Genomic DNA, 18,557 nt, shown 5'->3' with positions numbered 1-18,557 from the left:
TGAACACATCCTAGAACGTCGGTGCAATCCGGCGGGAGTTACGAGTGGTTTGATCACCGTTCTCTGCCCATCCGTTTCCAGACCATGAGAATCGACACTGCGGAACTACGGAAGGGACTGTCCGAAACAGGACGGTTTGTACTTTCACACCACGTGCCTGCTGAGTTCTATCGCTGTTATTCGCCCGTCGTCTTCGGTCGCCGAGTTCACATTTGTGCTCGATGTGCAGGCGTCTATCCGGGGATCGGGGCGGGGGTACTCGCCACGTTGGGTGGCCCGGAGGTGGCACCTGCTACCGTTGCGTTCCTGGTCGCGCTTTTGCCAGTTCCCTCCCTGGTCGATTGGAGCGTAACGACGTTCAGCAGTTGCCGTGGGTATAACCCCGTTCGGACGGTGACTGGATTCTTGCTCGGGTGTGGCTACGGACTGGCCATCGCGCATCTGCTGTTCGAGGCGATGGTCGGTCTCCTCGGAATCGGGGTCGGATATGCGATTCTTGCGGGAATACTGCTGTACTACTCGTGGTGATAGCAGTATCCAACAAGCCGCTATTTAAGACGAGTGTGAAACACGGGCGGGAGCGGAATGAAGCACTGTAGCAACTGTGGGGAGCAACTCGACGACGGAGCGGATGTGTGGCCCAGCTGTGGGGTCGATCAGACGACGCCTCTCGATGGCGGGCCCGACCGGTCTGGTGGCGAAAAGTACTGTGTCGAGTGCGGTGAGCGGATCAATGCATAGGCAGAGATCTGTCCGGAGTGTGGCGTTCGACAGCCCTCCTATCGCGGATCCGGTATTGATTCGGATCGGCTTGCAGCAAGTATTTTGGCGCTGCTCCGTGGAACGCTTGGCGCACACAAGTTCTATCAGAGAAACGTCAAACTTGGCGTCATCTACCTGTGTTTCTTCTGAACAGGAATTCCCTGGCTTCTCGGCATTGTCGAAGGCATTCTGATGTTGGTTGCCGACGATATCGAATACGAAGAGAAGTACGCCGACGGAAGCCTGCTCGGAATGTACGCTTCGCCTCTTTCGACTATCCGCGTGGAATCTGGTGAAACAGTGCCGGTAGCAACGGTAGTTCACTACCAATTTCTTTGCAGTGGGTCTGTATTGTTCGAAGAGTATTCCGTGCTAACGCGCCCTACAGGCTATTTTATCGCACAGCGTTCAACTGCCGACATGGGGTTCGACGATCGACGAAAAACAGATCGAAAAAACACGAGTTATTTGTCCGGAGGACAGTTATCGAGATGACTTTCCAAATCAATTATGTCTGGCAAGTACGACCTCATCATCGTCGGGGGCGGTATCAGCGGGGCATCACTTCTGTATGCAACCGCGAAGTTCTCCGATATCGACTCCATCGCGCTCATCGAAAAAGAATCGGAGACCGCGGCGATTAACTCGAACCACACGAACAACTCACAGACGCTTCACTTCGGCGACATCGAGACCAATTACACGCTCGAGAAGGCCGAGGAGGTAAAGGAAGGGGCGGAACTCCTTGCGGGGTACCTGGAGAACCACGACGCCGACCGCGAGATGCACGACAAGCGAAGCAAGATGGTTCTCGGCGTCGGCAACGAGGAAGTCGCACAACTCGAGCGGCGCTACGAGGCTGAAGGCTTCGGCGATCTCTTTCCGAAACTCCAACCGATCGGCCGCGAGGAAATCGCCGAGTACGAGCCCAAGGTTGTCGAGGGGCGCGATCCCACGAAGGAGATGTTCGCCTTGCAGACACCGGACGGCTACGTCGTCGACTACGGTGCAACGACGAAGTCGTTCGTCGAACAGGCCCGCGAGGAACCCAACGTCGACATCTACAGCGGTACGAAGGTCACGGACATCACGCCGACACTCGACGGCTACACTATCGCCACGACCAACGGCCGCTTCGATTGTGACGCAGCTGCCGTCGCCGCCGGCTCGCACAGCCTCCAGATCGCGAAAGAACTCGGCTACGGCCAGGACAAGGTGTTGCTCCCCGTGGCGGGCAGTTTCTTCCTTGCAGACGATCTGCTCAACGGGAAGGTGTACACGCTCCAGATGAAGAAACTCCCGTTCGCCGCCGTCCACGGCGACGCGGACGTTCACGATCCGAGCATCACCCGCTTCGGCCCCACTGCGAAACTGGTCCCCGCTCTCGAACGCGGCCGTCTCTCGACGGTACGGGACTTCTTCGACGTATTCGGGTTGAACGCCGCAGCGTTCCTCAGCTACGCCAACATCCTTTCGGACCGGATCCTTCTCCCGTACGTTCTCCGAAACCTCGTCTACGACCTCCCCGCAGTCGGGCCGCGCGAGTTCCTCCCGCACGTCCAGAAGGTCGTCCCGAGCGTCGAACTCGATGACATCGAACGGGCGAAGGGCTACGGCGGTGTTCGACCCCAGATCGTCGATACCACGCGCAAATCCCTCGATATGGGTGAAGCAAAAATCGTCGGCGACGACATTCTGTTCAATATCACGCCGTCGCCGGGCGCGTCCACCTGTCTGCAAAACGCACTGCAGGACACACAGACACTCCTCGAGTTCCTCGACGGCGAGTACGAGTTCGACGAGGAGGCATTCCGCGCGGAAACGATCGACAACTTCCCCCGTCCAGCATAAGACGCCTCGCGGTCTACAAACTGCCACTCTTCTCTCCCACCAAGGGCCTGAACCACGCGTTGTGTTCCGGTCGATCTGGTGTCTCTGTTACTTATAGCGTGGCCGTGGTGAACAACAGTAGCTACCATGAGTGGAGACATCGGAGACGATCACACTGACTCCAGTCACGACGAACTCGGGAACGAAATCGATACCGATATTTCGACGATGAGCGCCGTCCTCGGGGACACTTATCGAGGCGAATTGGATCGTGAGACGACCTGGCGATCGAGACTTGACCAGACGACAACCTGGAGCGTCACCGTGATGGCTGCGATCCTCACCTGGGCGTTCTCGAGTGCCGACAATCCACACTACATTATTCTGATCGCCGTCCTGGTCGTAACGACGTTTCTGATGATCGAAGCCCGACGCTACCGTGACTACGATGTCTACCGATCGCGTGTCCGCCTGATTCAGCAAAATCTCATCGCGGACGCGCTCGATCCCGCGAGTGAACTCGAACACGAGGATTGGCGACGAAAACTGAGCAACGACTACCGAACACCCACGATGAAAATTACGCTCCTGGAAGCCCTCCGGAACCGACTTCGACGAATCTACCTCGCGCTGTTACTCGTTCTGTTACTCGCCTGGATTTTCCGGATTACCGCATTTGCAACTGGAGACGGCTTTCTGACTGTGGCCAGCGTTGGGACCCTGTCAGGGACCGTCGTGACGGGGCTCGTTGGCGTCTTCTATAGTCTCGTGCTGGTCGTTTCACTGTGGCCTCGTGAACGCGAGGCGATGGGTGAGTTTAGAGGCGGTGATGCGGGAGAGTGGAAGGAGACGCAGTGATCCTGGTTCTCGAGGCCTTTTCCCATCGACAGACGCTCTCGGTTGGTGGCGCGGGTAGTTTACTATTGTGTCCTTCACAGGTGATGAATCACATTCCACTATACAAAATAGCTGTGCTGATGTTGCCACAGTTTCGGAGGATAGGAAAATTGTGGGTCATACCCCGTTGACTTGTGGTTCCTCTCATCGATCCAGAGTTGATCTCGAACGTTCGCGGGCATGACTATCGGCAGAGAGTGAGAAATTGTGCGGATTCTGCGCTGCTGAACAGCGTCACCACTCCTGAGAAACAGACTTAACGGGGATTAAACCGGTTAATCGGGCGGAATCAACGGCGACGCGACGAGCTCAACGCATTCGCCCGCGGTCAACACGGGCGTGTAGTCCATCTCTCCATCGACACCCACTTTCAACAGGAAATCCGTGAGTCGCCAGATATTGTATAACAGGACGGCGAACACAAAGTAGAACAGCCGGACGCGGTACTCCTTCGAGGACGTCTTCGCGAGAAACTCGCCTTTGATGCTCTTGTACTCGTTTTCAATCTGCCACCGTCGACTATACCGCCGACAAAACGTCTTAGCCTCATCCGTTCCGACTCGGAGATTCGTCGCAAACACCGTCGTCCCTTCACCACCCGTCGACGGAATATACAGGAACCGCATCGGGTGCGAGCCCACCTCAACATGAACGGAAGCCGTCTCAACAGCGACCTCTTGGTCGTCTTCGTCCATTCGCTCGATTACCTCGCGTTCTGAGCTCGTGATCCGTTTCGGAATGAGGTAGTTGACGTCGAGGTTCGAGAGCGTCTGGAAGACGCGCATCGAGTTGAACTCCCGATCACACAGGACCATCTCGATCGGGACGTGGTCTTTTGCGCGCAGAAGGAGCCGGCGGACAACACGATGAATCTGATTCGGTGGATTCTCGTCCCATGACGAACTTTCACGCACCGGCTCAACGGCCAGTACAAGCGGGATATTCCGCCCGACAACCGAGAGGGTCGCGAACTTGAACGCTCGCCCCTCACCGTTTTTCGTCCCGCTCACCATCGGCATCTCAGCTGTCCGCCCGTAGTAGGGGATGGTCGTAATGTCGATCGCAACCGTCACGGGCCGGCGAAACGACGCTTCAGACTCGATAACTGAGAGTACACGGCCCGTGGCACTATCGAATCCCTCGAGCAAGTTCTCCGGAGTGAATTGTTTGACCGCCCTAAGATGAGTATCTCCGTGATGGGTTCGCTCTCTGTTAGAGAATCGAGCGAACCGATGAGCACCCTGTGCCGTCCCACATCGTACGAGGCTCATAAACGACTGCATCTCGAAGATACAGGAATCTGGATAGCTAGCATTCTGTGCCCGGTTTGTTTGAATCGAATTGAAGGCGTACGAGCGAGCTAAACGGATAGCTCTCCAGATTTCGGACTCATCACGTACTCTCATTCTCTACACGATCTCTAATGATCCAATAAGCTGCCAGCCCATGTAGAGCGCGACAAGCCAGACGACAACTGCCGAGACCGTATTGAGATACCGCATCCAACGGTCAGCATTTGCAGACTCACCCAGTGCCCACCCCGCGACAGCGAGCCCACTAAACCATCCCCACGACACGAACAGGCAACCTGCAGTGAATATCCAGCGGTTTAGCCCGGGATAGGCTAATGCGTTAGTCCCAATCACACCAATAGTGTCCAAAATTGCATGTGGGTTCAGTAATGAGACAGATGCTGTAAACCCGATCTGCTCGCTCGTTCCGAGAAACTCCTCTGTATGTGGGTCCACATCGAGCGCAGGTGAGGAATAAAGCGCCCATCCGATATAGAGCAAGAACACGAACCCAGCCCCAAACAGCACGGTCTGCAACCACGCAAACTGGAGAACCACGACCGAAACACCGAGAACTGCGAGAAGGATTAGTAGTGTATCAGAGATACCCGCAGTAAGCACAGTCGGAAGAGCGCGGGTGAGGCGGGGCTGAGCTGCGCCTTGCTGGAAGACAAAGACGTTCTGGGGACCGAGTGCAACAATGAGACCGATTGCGAGGACGATTCCATGTGTAAATGCAGTGAGAGGCATATACAACTACTATTGGGCGAGAGAAGGGAGAACCCGTCCCCTACATGTATGGCTCGCCCCTCGCGGGCGAGGTACTACCGAAAAGGGGTGAATAGACGGGATTCCGCTTTCCGGAGGTGTTCAGTTACAGTTGCCTTTGTAATGCCGAGATCGTCCGCGAGGTCGGTCGCGGAGACCTTTCGAGGCCAGTCATAGTACCCCTGCTGACAAGCATATTCGAACACTTCCCGCTGTCGAGGGGAAAGAACATCCAATTGAGACGGGCCACTTGGCTGGCGACTGTTGGACGTGACTCGCTGAATATTGATATCAGCATCAGTTTCGGAACTCACATCGCTGAGTTGTTCTTGGGCTTCATGGCGATCCATTGTGGTAATCACGCTCCACTGCTCACGACCACTCGTCATCTGGTAGGTTCGTCGTGGAACGAAGCCGTGATTAACGAGTGAATCGATGATGTTCTCCCCTGTATCAACGCCCCATTCGACGAGAAATCCTCGTGTCGCAGTCCCAGTAGTAGCTGGTACTTCGACCCCGTCTTGACTACCCATCGTCCAGACATCGTCTGTGAGTGCCGATTCTTGAATATCTGTTATTGTCTGGTCAACCTCAGAAATCGACTGTGCAGAGGCTGTGAAGAGGCCGTGAACTGTATCGTTGGTTGAATAGAGGCCGTGTCCAAGGAGATCCGCGTTAGTATCTTCTGTTACGTGGAGCGTCCAACACTGCGGATGCCAAATATCAAGGGTGAGTTCAATACTTCCTTCCTCTCCGTTTCTCACAGCCATTCTTAGTAGAGAAAGTATTCCGAGGGTTATGAATCCATCCTCCGAAATTGTGATGTTTCGAAGACACCTCTATAATGCACAGATTTCACCTCTTCCTCCCCTGAAATAAGTGTACGAGACTCGGTGAGAAGGGGCTTCTAGGATAGCTATCAGAATTTCCTCATAAATCGGCGGAGAAATCGGCGTTCAGGACAGTGCCGGTGCTCACGACCGAGCAAGCCCAGAGGAAACGAAAGGGTTAGTCGGGTGGGTCGAGGTCGTAGCTCTTCTTGGCAAACGTCAGGAACGAGTTCGCCGTGATCGCCGGTCGTCCCCGACCTCCCCGTCCATCTCCAACTGTACGAGGATGTCCACGAGTCGCCAGCAGTTGTACAGCACGCAGGCGAACGCGAAGTTGAAGTACCGGAACCGGTGGTCGGGCGACTGCGTCTCCGCGAGGAACGTCTTCAGCTTCTTGAAGCCGTTCTTGATGCCCCAGCGCTGCTTGTACCGGGCCATCAGCCGCCCGATCTGGTGCTTCATCTCCCGCTCGTCCGCAGAATCGACGTCCACCCACGGAAGATTCGTCTCGAAGGGCACCGTCGGCGCTTCAACCCGCGCCGGCTCCTCGATTTCCTCCTCTTCGGCGACCTCGTTGAGGATGTTGCTTAGTGGCGAGTCACCGTTGCGGTCCTCTGAGAGCGGTGTCGTGTCGCCGATGTCTTCGAAGTCCTCAATGAGCTCCTGTCGAATCGTCACGTCCGTCCCATCGTCGCCCTCCTCTTCGCGTTCCCATTCGCGCTTCGGGAGGTAGACCGCCTTCCGCGTCGGCCCGTCGTCCAGTCGCTCTTGCTCGACCACGTCGAAGTCTTTGTCCTCGCTGGCGAGCTTGGCGATCTGGTGCTCGTGATCGCTACTGGACCGCACGACGTTTCAAACCGAAACCGTGGGCCATATCCGGGCTATACTTTCTGTGCTAACCAAGAACTGCAGGTTCTGTACTAAATGATTGAAGTTAAAGCATCAACGGCTAAGGGCTTCAGTAGACTCGCCTAAGCTTTTTTGGAGATATTTGAAGTACGTGGTGTCCAGAGACCATATAATATCAAACATAGTCCGATAGTATGATTGATGGCACCAATAGCGTAAAATGTAACTTCATCTGCTATTGGGATTATAAATGAGAATAATAACAAAAATGGTGTCAAGAGTACAAAAACAAACCCAGCAGCAATGAATAACATCGGTCGTTGACCATTCCGAAGATAGCCGCGCACAGCAAGATACGCAGTACTGACTCCAAGTAGAAGGGCTACGATGGAAAAGACCAATCCAACAACTGCAACTGGGTGCCATGAACCAGCTTCTATCATTGATCCCTCACTTGGTTTATGAACTCGCTGAAACGGTCGGCCATCCTTTCCCGTTTACTGATAGTCACATCAGCATTCTCTTCAGAAATGCTAATCACAATCTGAGTTGGATCGGCGGTATAAGTCTGAAAATGATGGCCGTCTTCATCATATTCCATTTCTGTATCTAAAAGGCCATAAGACGAGAGTTTGTCTGTCCGGCGATAGACCGACTGTGGTGATATATTACATGCATCACTCAATTCATCAGCTGACATTGACCGTTTCATTGTTTCTTGGAGGATTTTTCTCGAATGTTCGTCGCCTAGGATTTTCAAGACGTCACTCAACTCCTCATCGGTCATCGTATCTATCTATTCGTTGGATGCATTCTACTTGCCATTGATATTCAGAGCTACATTGGGACAGAGAATAAGTGGTAATTCACAGTTCCATAACCTGGAACTGTGCCTGACCTTTCTTTTGTATCGGTGGATAACATACAGTGTACTGATGACAGCGAACGTTACTGGAAGGAAGAGTAATAGCAATCAAGATACCACCATTGCAGCGTTGGTTCATATTTCTGGCCTCTTTTTTGGTTTTTTTGCTATTGTCTTTGTATATCTAGTATCCGATGATGAGTTCGCAAAAGCAAATGCAGCTAATGCATTGAATTGGCATGTGCCTATCTCTTTGATGGCTATATTAGTCGTTATAATTGGTATCGGAGTGAGTGAACTCGCCGGTGTAGCAATAGCAATAATCATAGCAATGGCAACAATCTGCTTTGCGCTAATAGCAAGTATGAAAGCGTATCAAGGCCGAGAGTGGAAGTATCCGATAGTCCCTCAGATAATCTGATGCTTCTTAAACAACGAATCTACGACTTACTTGGCTCTAGAGATCATCTGTGATGACAGCGACGACTGAATTCTTCTTCGCGTTCTGAGAGAAACCACGAGTTCACTTGTGAGCGGGGTTGCGAGAGAACTTTCAGACGGATGAGTAGTCCCCGCTGAACCTGTGCATTATCCCCCAACTTCGCAACACGTCGCTGTGGTGTGTACTTCCACAGTTTCGGAGGATAGGCCAGTTTCGGGTCGAATCTCCGCCTGTTCGGGTTCATCTCCCAACGAAGTGCTCGATTTCTGTCTATCCTGATACCGTTTTCGTTGGGACACATTTGCTCGGACTGGGCTCAGTTATGATGGCACTGCTAGATTGTGGTTGATCTGAGTGGAGTTCTTCGAGGAAAGTAGGGACATGCTGTTCGAAGAACTCCAAGTTGATATAACAAGTTCTTCCCTGGTGGTGATTCCAGTTACCGGCAGGAACCTCTCCAGACCGGAGGCCGAACAGGTGCTATCGGACCGATGAGACCCAATACGCAAAGTAGCTGCACCGGGATGTGCTCTCATGAATCGCTCCAATCTACCGAATTCAGCGTTCGTCGACCCGACCGGAGCGAACGCCGAGGCCGTCCATGACCTTGCGAAGGAGGTCCTCGATCAGCTTCTCACACAACTCGAAACAGCCGACGACCGCTCGCCGTTACCTCAGGAGTCGCCCGATCTCTCTGCTACGATTCCAGAGTCGTCGGGCTCCCCCGGTGGCCTGCTCGAGGACCTTGAAAAGGCCGCCGAAGGATCGATGAATTCCGCCCACTCCGGATACATCGGCCACATGGATACGATGCCGACGACAATCTCCGTGCTCGGCGACCTCGTCGCGTCGGCTGTCAACAACAACAACATGCTGAGCGTGGAGATGTCGCCGGTGTTCTCGGAGTTAGAGGTCGAACTGACCGAGCGAATCGCCGCCGAGTTCGGCCTCGGGCCCGACGCTGGCGGCGTGCTCGCGAGCGGCGGCAGTCTCGCGAACCTCCACGCGCTGGCGGTCGCCCGAAACCAGATGTTCGACGTCCATGCGGAGGGACTCGCCGGGGTAGACCGTAAGCCAGTGCTGTTCGCCTCGGAGGTGGCTCACACTTCACTTCAGAAGGCTGCGATGATACTCGGCCTAGGGACGGATGCCGTGGTGCCGGTCAAGACGGACGAGAACTCCCGGCTGAAACCGGTCGCGCTGGAACGGGCCGTCGAGCGAGCGAAACGGGATGGGCGAGCACCGTTCTGTGTCGTTGCAACGGCCGGTACAACGACGACCGGCAACATCGATCCACTGCCCGCGATCTGGGATATCACCAGCGAGTACGACCTGTGGTTCCACGTCGATGCGGCCTATGGTGGGGCACTCATCTTCTCCAAGGCCGAACGGGATCGACTCGATGGAATCGAGGCCGCTGACTCGGTGACGTTCAACCCGCAGAAGTGGTGTTACGTCGCCAAGACCTGTGCGATGGCATTGTTCGCAGATGTTGACATGCTGCAAGAGGACTTCCAAATCGGGGCGCCGTACATGCGCGGCGACGATGCTGTTCCAAACCTCGGCGAACTGAGCGTACAAGGCACCAGGCGGGCAGAGGTACTGAAGTTGTGGCTCACCTTCGAACATCTCGGCCGTGACGGACTCGACCAGCTTATCGACGAAAGCTACCGGTTGACGACCATGATTCGCGACCGGGTCGTCGAACACAACGCGTTAGAACTGGCCAGCAGACCGGAGATGAACATCGTTTGCTTCCAGGCGGTGCCCCAGTGGTGTCCGCCAGAAGAGCGGGATGATCTGAACAGCCAGCTCCAACAGGTGCTGCTCTCTGAATACGATCTCTTTGTGTCGTTACCGACCTATCATGACAGCCGGTGGCTGCGAGTCGTCCTACTGAACCCTTTCACCGGAGAGGATACTATTCAGCGGCTCTTCAATGGGATTGATGCGTTCCTAGATGCAGAAAAGACATAATCTATCCAGCCATCAATATCTGAATAGAAGGCACGCATCAAAACTATCTTCCGAGGTTGTGGTACTTCACAGTTTCGGAGGATAAATCAGTTTTGCGTCGACTTCTCGTTGATCCGTGGCTACTTTCACCAACCTAGAGTCGATTTAGGCTTTCTTCGGTGCGTCTATCGGACGAGCGTGAGAAACTGTGTGAGTTCTGTGGCTGCTGAATAGTACTGTCACTCTCGAGCGGCGGGCTCAGTGAGAGGTAAACCGGTTAGTCGGGTTGGGACCAACGCCGAGACGGCGATTTTGACACAGTCGCCCGCGGTCAACATGGGCGCGAAGTTATGCGATGTACCGAAAGACAGCCTGCTGTGAACCGTGTATCATATCACTGTCCAACACTAGTTACGAGGTCACTCAAAGGTCTCCAGAAACGATCTGGGCGACGCGCTCACGATCGAAGAGCGTCGCATCCTCAAACGCATTTGGATAGATGTCTTTCGCCGCCAGTTCGGTGTGATAAAAGTTGATTATCGGTCCTTGATCGAGGTACCCGGCGTTGTAGACGGCGTCGTTCTGCACTGCCCGTATATTGCTGGTGACCGAATGATCCTCCAAGGGTTCGACTACTTCTTCCCTGAACTTGGATTCGGATGCCCCTCCGTAGTTGCGTACCAGTAACGCTTCGGGATCGATTTCGAGCAAGGCTTCTGGACCGAGCGTGCCATCGTCGGAGTAACTGTAGTGGCCTATGTCCGTCTCGGCAAGTGCGCCACTCAGACCGAGATCGCGCCACTGTTTGGTGCTGACCCCACCATCGTCAATTCGGAATGGGTGGAACGAGGTTCCTGACCTGCCGGCTGGGTAGACGAGCAAGGCAGTTGGTCGCTGGTCGGCCGGTGGCAATCGTTCCTCGATCGTTTCGAGCATCTGCTCGTGGAGTTCAACGAACGCTTGGTAACGGTCTTGGGCCTGAAAAACCTCGGCCATCAACTCGAAAGCCTCATAGAGGCTGTAGTAGCGATAGTCGTGCCAGTCATCGCTGTGACGACGAATGAAGCTCCCGAAAAAGGGACCGAGGTTATTCGCGATTTCTTCGATATCCGACTGGTCCCAGCCGTACCAGAGTTTCAATATGTTCGGATCTATGAAATGGACATCGGCGTTCATATCATAGAACAGTTCTTTATCGACATCGGTACTGACGAGATCTACGATATCGTCTTGGTTATGCTTAACTCCAGGAAGAGCGTCGAAGGCTTCGTTCGCGTAACGGTCGTGGTTCTGAATCCCGAGCGTCTGTCCGCCGCCGAGTGCGAACGCCATGTCCGCGAAGGTCGGCAGTAGGGCGGTCCATCGCTCGGGTGGGCCCTCGAACTCGACTTCCCCCACCGGCTCGATTCCAGCAGTATAGCTGGTTCTATCTCCTGTTCTTTGGCCCACTTCCGAAGGGTCACCATTCAGACAGCCCGCGAAGACCATGCTGCCAATCACACTACTCGTCCCTACGAACTCTCGTCGCGTTGATTCTACACGTCGCATAACGCTATATTTTAGGATGGCCTAAAAATACCTTTCGAGGTTCGACAGTATCAGAGCTGCTTACGATCCAGCAAGCGGAAGTGATGAATAAATCGCGGGCTCAGTTCATGGCTGACCCTTGCAAGTCGATTTCTGACCTCCATTACACCGGCTGACGAGTATGACAATTACCACAGCAAGAGGATCGTTATCCCAGATGGAACCAGAATCTGCTCAGATACTGTCAACAAAAGGCGTGCTGAAGACACAGTGGATGAGTGCAACAAGAGACGCCATTCCTTCGGAGCGAACGAACTGAATCATCCGTTAAGGCTGTCGACGTGTTCTTCGTCTGGTCCTCACTCCTCATCTCGGATGACCACAATCTTCACGCGACACACCTGAGTAGCTCATCCCACATACACCACTGCTATCATGTCATATACCAATCTATGTTTCTGATAATATAGATGAGTTCGATACTGTCCTAGTAAATACTAATTCAACCCCTGTTTGGGGGGAGAACCACGAAACGCAGTTAATCGGTGAGTGGATTCTAGTAACTGAAACGAGTTCAGATTGTCCTCGCTATCGGCACTACTGAACAGCAGTGCACACCGAATTGCACGATGGGTGTGCGGTCAGTATGAAATCGTTTCAGGTGTTACTACCGCTCGGGACGGCGCTCACTCGCAATCACAGCCCCCCTGGTCGAGCAGATCTCTGATGGTATACTGCTGTTTGCAGTCCTCACAGGTTACCGTCACGTTCACGAGGACGTTGAACTCGCCGATGTCGAGTACGTCGCCTCGTTCGAGCTGTGCAACCGTGTCCTCTGTCACCGCAGCAGTCCGATTTCGGAGGGCACCGAGTTTATCCCGGCTCCGTTCGAGTCGCTCCTCGTCGCTCGGTGATTCGAGTGTCGTGTCGAGACAATCCGTCAGGTGGTTGTAGACCGTCTGGTGGGAGACGAAATTACTCTCTACCTCCTCGACCGGGATGGAGTCTCGCTCGAGTTCTTTTCTCGTCTGCACGCGGGTCCCGCTACTGACATCGTCACCGGTCAGGAGTCGATAGGTGTTTTCGACCTCGCCGTCCTTGTACTGGAGCCCCGCTTCGTCGAGGGCCGCTTCGAGCACACGCTGATTGACGTGCGTTGCGAGATCGCGCGTGCTGTATCGTTCGTCCGTTCTATCGGTCCAGTAGCTGACGAGTTCATCGTCGAGTCCGTTCAGGTCGTACTGGGCCGTGATACGACCAACTTTGCAGCCACACGATGAACTCGCCGCTGTATCGAGAGTGCGCTCGGTCACTACTAGTGCGTAGTCGAGTCGGTCTAAAAAGCGTTCCGACCGCGGTATTTACACCAATACGGGCGTAATCGGCCCTGTTCACTGGGTGTGATCGCTGCATGATCTCCGGTGGTTTTGCACGAAGGGCATTTGCAGCGAACGTAGATACTAGTTAGTAGAAACTTCTCCCAAAACATAATAGTAATGACGTGATACTTGAGCCAAGAATCAGCAGAGCGGAGTTTACATCCGTAGGATTGTAAATCTCGAACGGAACTCGAGCGCAGTCGGCGGGTTGTGAGTGTAGCGATGGTGGATTTCACGCGGCAGAGGCGCTCAACCGTGTTGCTACGTCGTGAAGATGGGGCGAACGAGTACGCAATGGCTCTTTCTCCTCCTAGCCTCTGTCATCTCCGTCCAGAGCTCACGTCGCTTCGTGTCCCGGCTATAGTAACACCGGGGACGGTTTCCAGACCGATCGTACAGCCGTCGCGCGATCGGGTGGACCGTGACTTTCAGAGGCTACTGTCTCCCACGCTAAGTGCAATGCAGCAAACACGCGGACTCCAGTCGATTCAGATGTCGTTTGCAGTCCTCAAAGAAATCGCTCTCATAGATGACCTCGTCGGCCACGATTCTCGATATTGTTCCTCCCGGGTGCCTCTCAGCGCGGGTACCGTTTATTCTCCTGGCGAAACCACGTGTCACCTCGCAACCGCGGACGAGTTCTATTTCATAGTTTCAAACCGACTATTCGTTTTCCGGACCGACGTTCTCTGTATAATCTTCTTGAACGGCGAGTTACTGCTCATGTGTGTATTGGTGCCAAAGTGCACTGCCATTCGGCGGGGTCAAAAGTCTACAACGGCTACCCCTCGACTCGCGAGGCCGTCGAGGCTGTTACCGAGCGTACCGCCTGAACGATACACAATTCTAAAGACATCTAGATGGCTCAGGGATTCTCGGCCGATATCACCACGCAGGACGACTGAACCGTCCGGTTGGGCGAAACTGCCGACCGGGATTTCCGCTCGCAGCCGTTTGATAATCGCAAATACTTAAGCATCCCATTGTGTAGACGCGGGTATGACAGCCGGTTCGACCGGGAACGACGGGCCACGCCGGATCAAATCGGTGCAGACAGCGACCGACGTTATCAACGTCATTAAACAGCAACAGGGCGGTACGCTGGCCGAAATCACAGCAGATCTCGAACTGACGAAGGCGACCGTTTATACATACCTCCAGACGCTCGTTGACTGTGGCTTCGTTACCAGAGACGGCGACCAGTATCGACTCGGATTTCAGTTCGTCACGATCGGCGAACACGTCCGGAACGAAACCGATCTCTACATGGCCGGTCACAACGAGGTCGACGAACTCGCGGAACGGACTGGGGAGTATACCCATCTCATCGCCGAGGAACGCGGCCGCGAGGTCGTCCTTTACGAGAGTCGTGGCGAGTTCGCCGTCGCGATGGACTATCATTTGCGGATGCGAGAGACGCCCCAGCATTTACACGATACTGCGGCTGGGAAAGCGATTCTCGCTCACCTCCCGGCAACGCGGCGGGACGAAATCATCGCGAATCTGGAGTTCGAACGCCAGACGGCGAATACGATTACAGACGCGGCCGAGCTACGGGAGACGCTTGCTGATATCCGGGACCGCGGATACGCGCTCAACGACGAAGAGGAGATTCGGGGGATGCGAGCGGTCGGCGCGCCGGTGCTCGGCCCAACCGAGACCGTCGTCGGATCGGTGAGCGTAACGGGACCAACGAGCCGGCTCCAGGGAGAACGATTCCATTCGTCGGTGCCAAAGCAGGTCATCGAAACCGCGAATCTGATCGAGGTCGCCCTCGAAACGGCACAGTTCGACCGGTAAGCGACGGTTCGGCGTGGAACGGATGTATCGATACCTTATGCAGTTTTCCGGCGAGAGCGAACCTGTAGAGAGAAAAAAGATATATGATTGTGTCTCGGAGTCGTTCGTACGATGGACATAGTTGCGATCGAGCAGTCGAGCGTCTTTCGGTGCGGTAACGTCACGAACAGAGACGAGTTCAGCGCAGGGCTAGACCGATGACGGGTGACCACGACCGGACGACTTCCCGATCGGTCCGTGTGCTCGGTGCGCCCCTCGATCTCGGTGCGAACCGGCGCGGGGTCGATATGGGTCCCTCGGCGATTCGATACGCGGATATCGAGGCTGAACTCGCTGCTGCCGGCGTTGACTGTACCGACGCCGGCGATTTGGACGTCCCGCGACTCGAGACGAGTTCGGCGGCTAGCCGGGAATCGACGGGGAACGCGAAGTACCTGGACGAGATCGGACGAGTAACTGAAACGCTCGCGACCGAGGTCGCCGGGACGATCGACGACGGTGCGGTGCCGCTCGTCCTGGGCGGCGATCACGCGGTCGCGATGGGATCGATGTTCGGAGCGGCACGGAACGCCGAGGACGGCATCGGGGTCATCTGGTTTGACGCCCACGGCGACTACAACACGCCCGAGACCTCCCCGAGCGGGAACGTCCACGGGATGCCGCTCGCTGCGGCCCACGGTCGCGGCGAGTTCGCCGATGTCGAGTGGGCCGAAACCCCGGCTGTGAGCGAGGAAAACACCGTCCTTGTCGGCATTCGAAGCCTGGACAACGAGGAGCGAGCAGCGCTGCGTGAGAGCGAGGCGACCGTCTTTACCATGCGCGAAATCGACGAGCGCGGCATTACTGCCGTCGTCGAGGATGCACTCGAGATCGCGACCGACGGCGTCGACGGGATTCACGTCAGCCTGGACCTTGACTGGCTCGATCCGACGGTCGTCCCGGGTGTTGGCACGCCGGTCCGTGGCGGCGTGAACTACCGCGAAGCCCACGCGGCACTCGAACTCGTCGCCGAGCGCGATCGGGAAGCGGACTTGCTGCGGTCGATCGACGTCGTCGAAGTGAATCCGATCCTCGATCGGGACAACCGGACTGCCGAAGTCGCGGCTGAACTCGCTGCGAGCGCGTGCGGGAAGCGGATTTTGTAATCTCTCCTCCATTTTCCTGCTTTCCTTGGCTTTTCTATCGTCTTCTCGCGTCGGTTGTGCGCGTTTCGGGTCCAGAATCCACGTGTTTTAAGCACCCTGGTGAGTACAACCAAGGCATGCAACGTGAGACAGCAGTGCCGAATGTAACGCAGTTGCCGGGACCGGTTGCATCCGAGTGGGTCGAGTACCACCAGCAGGCGGCTGCGACGAGTACGTACGTCTATGACTTCGTCTGGGATAGTACCGCTGACGCCGAGGGTCCTTTCTGTACGGACCCAGACGGCAACGTCCTTCTCGATTTCACGAGTCACGTCGCCGCCGCGCCGCTCGGGTACAACAACCCGCTGATCACGGACAAACTCCGCGAATTCGATCTCGTCGACCCCCTGAAAATCGCCGGCCAGGACTTCTACGCTAGCACCGGCAGGACGCCCGAGGAGGCCGAGCTGCCGGGACCCGCTCACCTGATGAACAAACTGACCGAGATCACGGCTCACTACGATATGGATACCGTCTTCCTTTCGAACTCCGGCGCGGAGGCGGTCGAGAACGCGATCAAGGTGTGTTACGACCACTGCGAACAGCCGAAGTACGGGCTGACGTTCGAGGGCGCGTTCCACGGCCGGACCCTCGGCGCGCTCTCGCTGAACCGCTCGAAGTCGGTCCACCGGCGGGACTTCCCCGAGCTCAGCGGCATCCACGACGTACCCCACAGTCTCGAGGGCGTCGAACGCCTCCGAGAGAAACTCGATCCCGACCACGGCCACATTCCACCCGAGCAGGTCGCCTTCCTGATCCTCGAACCGATCCAGGGCGAGGGCGGTTATCGCGTCCCGGACGGCGAGTTCATGCGCGCGGTCGACGACCTTTGTACCGAACACGACATTCCGATCATCGCCGACGAAATCCAGTCCGGCGTCGGTCGCACCGGCAAACTGTGGGCGTCGGATCACTACGAGTTCGAACCGGACGTGATCACGGCCGCGAAGGCGCTTCGCGTCGGCGCGACGGTCTCCCGATCTGAACTCTTCCCGGACGAGGAGTCGCGACTCTCTTCGACGTGGGGTGCCGGCGATATCATCGCCTCGATGCAGGGGACGCTCACGCTCGCCGCGATCGAGGAACATGACCTGCTCACTCACGCCGAACAGCAGGGCGAGGCGCTACTCGATCGACTCGCCGATCTCGAGGCGGCACACGAGGCCGTCGTCGACGTGCGAGGCCTCGGACTCATGACGGCGGTCGAGTTCGATACGGCGGACCGCCGGGACGACGTCGTGGACGCGGCGCTGCAGCGGGGCTTGCTCACGCTCGGCTGCGGAACGAAGACGCTTCGCTTGCTGCCGCCGCTCGACGTTCGCGATCGCGAACTGGATATCGCAGTCGACCTGCTCGGGGAGGCCGTTGCTGCGGTCGAGCCTGTTTCGTCGGCGAACTGAAACAGCCGGTATCGGTCATCAATTCGGTGGTTCCTCGTCGCTCACTGGTTACACGTTCGATCAGGGATTGTGGTTGCTACAGGTGTCCGTGATCGCTACCTGCCACTGACTGCCCGAGAGTGGTCGAAACGGGATCGTCTCGATATGATGATTCGAAGCGGCTACTGGAGATTCCTTTGTGACAAAGCGCCTTTGGTCCGGAAACACCGCTCCTGACACCTCGAAATACATGCATATACACCAACAATTCGACTATCAGATAGCTATAGTAACCGTTAAAATTTTTTACTCAGAGATTCTTTCTGAAGGTAGTGGATCATCTCGACGAAATCTCTATCAAGGAATTGCAAGATATTCTCGGCAACGTGGAGGGAAAGAAGCCGACAAAACGGCTCTTAGCGGCAATAGCGTACAAAAACGGCGTTACACAGACTGAACTAGAATGGTACGACGTTCAGCGACGCACGATCTATAGCTGGCTCAAGCGACTCGACACCAACGAGTCGCTTGAGCAGGCTGTAACTGACGATCACCGATCTGGGAGAAAGCGAAAGCTCCCAGAAAAAGAGCAACACGAATTCGAAGAAGCTGTCCACGACTCACCCGAAGAAGTTGGGGTTGACGCGCCGGCGTGGACGCCGGCGCTCGTCCAGCAGTATCTCGACGAGACCTACGATGTTGAGTACTCAATCCCGAGTTGCCGGCGGTTGCTCAAAGAAGCGGGATTGAGCTATCAAAAACCACGCCGTACAGCCGCTGAAGCTGAGGCTGACGAA

General features: G+C 55.6%; 17 protein-coding genes and 2 pseudogenes. 11 read left to right on the top strand and 8 right to left on the bottom strand.

Annotated elements, in window-relative coordinates:
* Nucleotides 1-84 precede the first annotated feature (84 nt).
* The 4 genes from C484_RS05530 (at nt 85) to C484_RS05520 (ending at nt 3,450) form a co-directional block, all read left to right on the top strand.
* The gene (locus C484_RS05530) at nt 85-528 is read left to right on the top strand and encodes a DUF2085 domain-containing protein (RefSeq protein WP_049915057.1); all 444 of its coding nucleotides are present in this window, start codon (nt 85-87) and stop codon (nt 526-528) included.
* Nucleotides 529-747: 219 nt separating this feature from the next.
* Nucleotides 748-912, top strand: a complete 165-nt coding sequence (locus C484_RS24560; RefSeq protein WP_338041831.1) for a TM2 domain-containing protein — start codon at nt 748-750, stop codon at nt 910-912.
* A 360-nt stretch (nt 913-1,272) separates the two neighbouring features.
* Nucleotides 1,273-2,613, top strand: a complete 1,341-nt coding sequence (locus C484_RS05525) for an FAD-dependent oxidoreductase (RefSeq protein ID WP_006824962.1) — start codon at nt 1,273-1,275, stop codon at nt 2,611-2,613.
* 126 nt (nt 2,614-2,739) lie between these two features.
* Nucleotides 2,740-3,450: a DUF2270 domain-containing protein gene (locus tag C484_RS05520; protein ID WP_006824961.1), complete on the top strand. Its 711-nt coding sequence runs from the start codon at nt 2,740-2,742 to the stop codon at nt 3,448-3,450.
* Between the two features lie 314 nt (nt 3,451-3,764).
* Here the strand turns inward: C484_RS05520 and C484_RS05515 are convergent.
* From C484_RS05515 to C484_RS05500, 6 genes and pseudogenes are all read right to left on the bottom strand, one after another.
* A pseudogene (locus tag C484_RS05515) lies at nt 3,765-4,889 on the bottom strand (transposase); the annotation flags it as partial.
* Nucleotides 4,890-4,898: 9 nt separating this feature from the next.
* Nucleotides 4,899-5,531: a LysE/ArgO family amino acid transporter gene (locus C484_RS05510; RefSeq protein WP_006824959.1), complete on the bottom strand. Its 633-nt coding sequence runs from the start codon at nt 5,529-5,531 to the stop codon at nt 4,899-4,901.
* Between the two features lie 74 nt (nt 5,532-5,605).
* Nucleotides 5,606-6,319 carry a helix-turn-helix domain-containing protein gene (locus tag C484_RS22040; RefSeq protein WP_006824958.1) on the bottom strand — a complete coding sequence of 238 codons (714 nt, stop codon included), beginning with the start codon at nt 6,317-6,319 and terminating at the stop codon, nt 5,606-5,608.
* A 238-nt stretch (nt 6,320-6,557) separates the two neighbouring features.
* Nucleotides 6,558-7,228 (bottom strand): annotated as a pseudogene (locus tag C484_RS05505) (ISNCY family transposase); the annotation flags it as partial.
* Nucleotides 7,229-7,350: 122 nt separating this feature from the next.
* The gene (locus C484_RS25125; protein ID WP_449289168.1) at nt 7,351-7,671 is read right to left on the bottom strand and encodes a DUF7521 family protein; all 321 of its coding nucleotides are present in this window, start codon (nt 7,669-7,671) and stop codon (nt 7,351-7,353) included.
* Entirely contained in the window at nt 7,668-8,015 is a 348-nt protein-coding gene (locus C484_RS05500; RefSeq protein ID WP_006824956.1) for an ArsR/SmtB family transcription factor, read from the bottom strand. Before C484_RS05500 ends, C484_RS25125 begins: the two co-directional genes overlap by 4 nt.
* Before the next feature lie 148 nt (nt 8,016-8,163).
* On the opposite strand from C484_RS05500, the gene C484_RS22035 reads away from it, so the two are divergent.
* The 3 genes from C484_RS22035 to C484_RS05495 all read left to right on the top strand — a co-directional run bounded on the left by C484_RS22035 (nt 8,164) and on the right by C484_RS05495 (nt 10,512).
* The gene (locus C484_RS22035) at nt 8,164-8,514 is read left to right on the top strand and encodes a DUF4870 domain-containing protein (RefSeq protein WP_083867293.1); all 351 of its coding nucleotides are present in this window, start codon (nt 8,164-8,166) and stop codon (nt 8,512-8,514) included.
* A gap of 375 nt (nt 8,515-8,889) precedes the next feature.
* Entirely contained in the window at nt 8,890-9,030 is a 141-nt protein-coding gene (locus C484_RS23365; protein WP_160164223.1) for a hypothetical protein, read from the top strand.
* A gap of 39 nt (nt 9,031-9,069) precedes the next feature.
* Nucleotides 9,070-10,512 carry a pyridoxal phosphate-dependent decarboxylase family protein gene (locus C484_RS05495; protein WP_006824955.1) on the top strand — a complete coding sequence of 481 codons (1,443 nt, stop codon included), beginning with the start codon at nt 9,070-9,072 and terminating at the stop codon, nt 10,510-10,512.
* A gap of 402 nt (nt 10,513-10,914) precedes the next feature.
* On the opposite strand, the gene C484_RS05490 is transcribed toward C484_RS05495, so the two are convergent.
* Both C484_RS05490 and rdfA read right to left on the bottom strand, forming a co-directional pair.
* Nucleotides 10,915-11,889, bottom strand: coding sequence for an ABC transporter substrate-binding protein (locus tag C484_RS05490; RefSeq protein WP_006824954.1), 975 nt, complete (start codon nt 11,887-11,889; stop codon nt 10,915-10,917).
* Nucleotides 11,890-12,704: 815 nt separating this feature from the next.
* Nucleotides 12,705-13,331 (bottom strand): rod-determining factor RdfA, encoded by a 627-nt coding sequence (gene rdfA, locus C484_RS05485; protein ID WP_006824953.1) that lies wholly within the window; start codon nt 13,329-13,331, stop codon nt 12,705-12,707.
* A 1,065-nt stretch (nt 13,332-14,396) separates the two neighbouring features.
* On the opposite strand from rdfA, the gene C484_RS05480 reads away from it, so the two are divergent.
* From C484_RS05480 to C484_RS05465, 4 genes are all read left to right on the top strand, one after another.
* Nucleotides 14,397-15,197 carry an IclR family transcriptional regulator gene (locus C484_RS05480; protein WP_006824952.1) on the top strand — a complete coding sequence of 267 codons (801 nt, stop codon included), beginning with the start codon at nt 14,397-14,399 and terminating at the stop codon, nt 15,195-15,197.
* Nucleotides 15,198-15,394: 197 nt separating this feature from the next.
* The gene (gene rocF / locus C484_RS05475) at nt 15,395-16,342 is read left to right on the top strand and encodes an arginase (protein WP_006824951.1); all 948 of its coding nucleotides are present in this window, start codon (nt 15,395-15,397) and stop codon (nt 16,340-16,342) included.
* A 116-nt stretch (nt 16,343-16,458) separates the two neighbouring features.
* Nucleotides 16,459-17,781, top strand: a complete 1,323-nt coding sequence (locus C484_RS05470; protein WP_006824950.1) for a class-III pyridoxal-phosphate-dependent aminotransferase — start codon at nt 16,459-16,461, stop codon at nt 17,779-17,781.
* A 311-nt stretch (nt 17,782-18,092) separates the two neighbouring features.
* The coding region (locus C484_RS05465; protein ID WP_006824949.1) for an IS630 family transposase at nt 18,093-18,557 on the top strand (465 nt) is incomplete at its 3' end.

The sequence above is a fragment of the Natrialba taiwanensis DSM 12281 genome (assembly GCF_000337595.1).
GTDB classification, from domain to species: domain Archaea; phylum Halobacteriota; class Halobacteria; order Halobacteriales; family Natrialbaceae; genus Natrialba; species Natrialba taiwanensis.
Note: the sequence above shows the minus strand (reverse complement) of the source record. Positions and strands in the feature narration are given on the sequence as shown.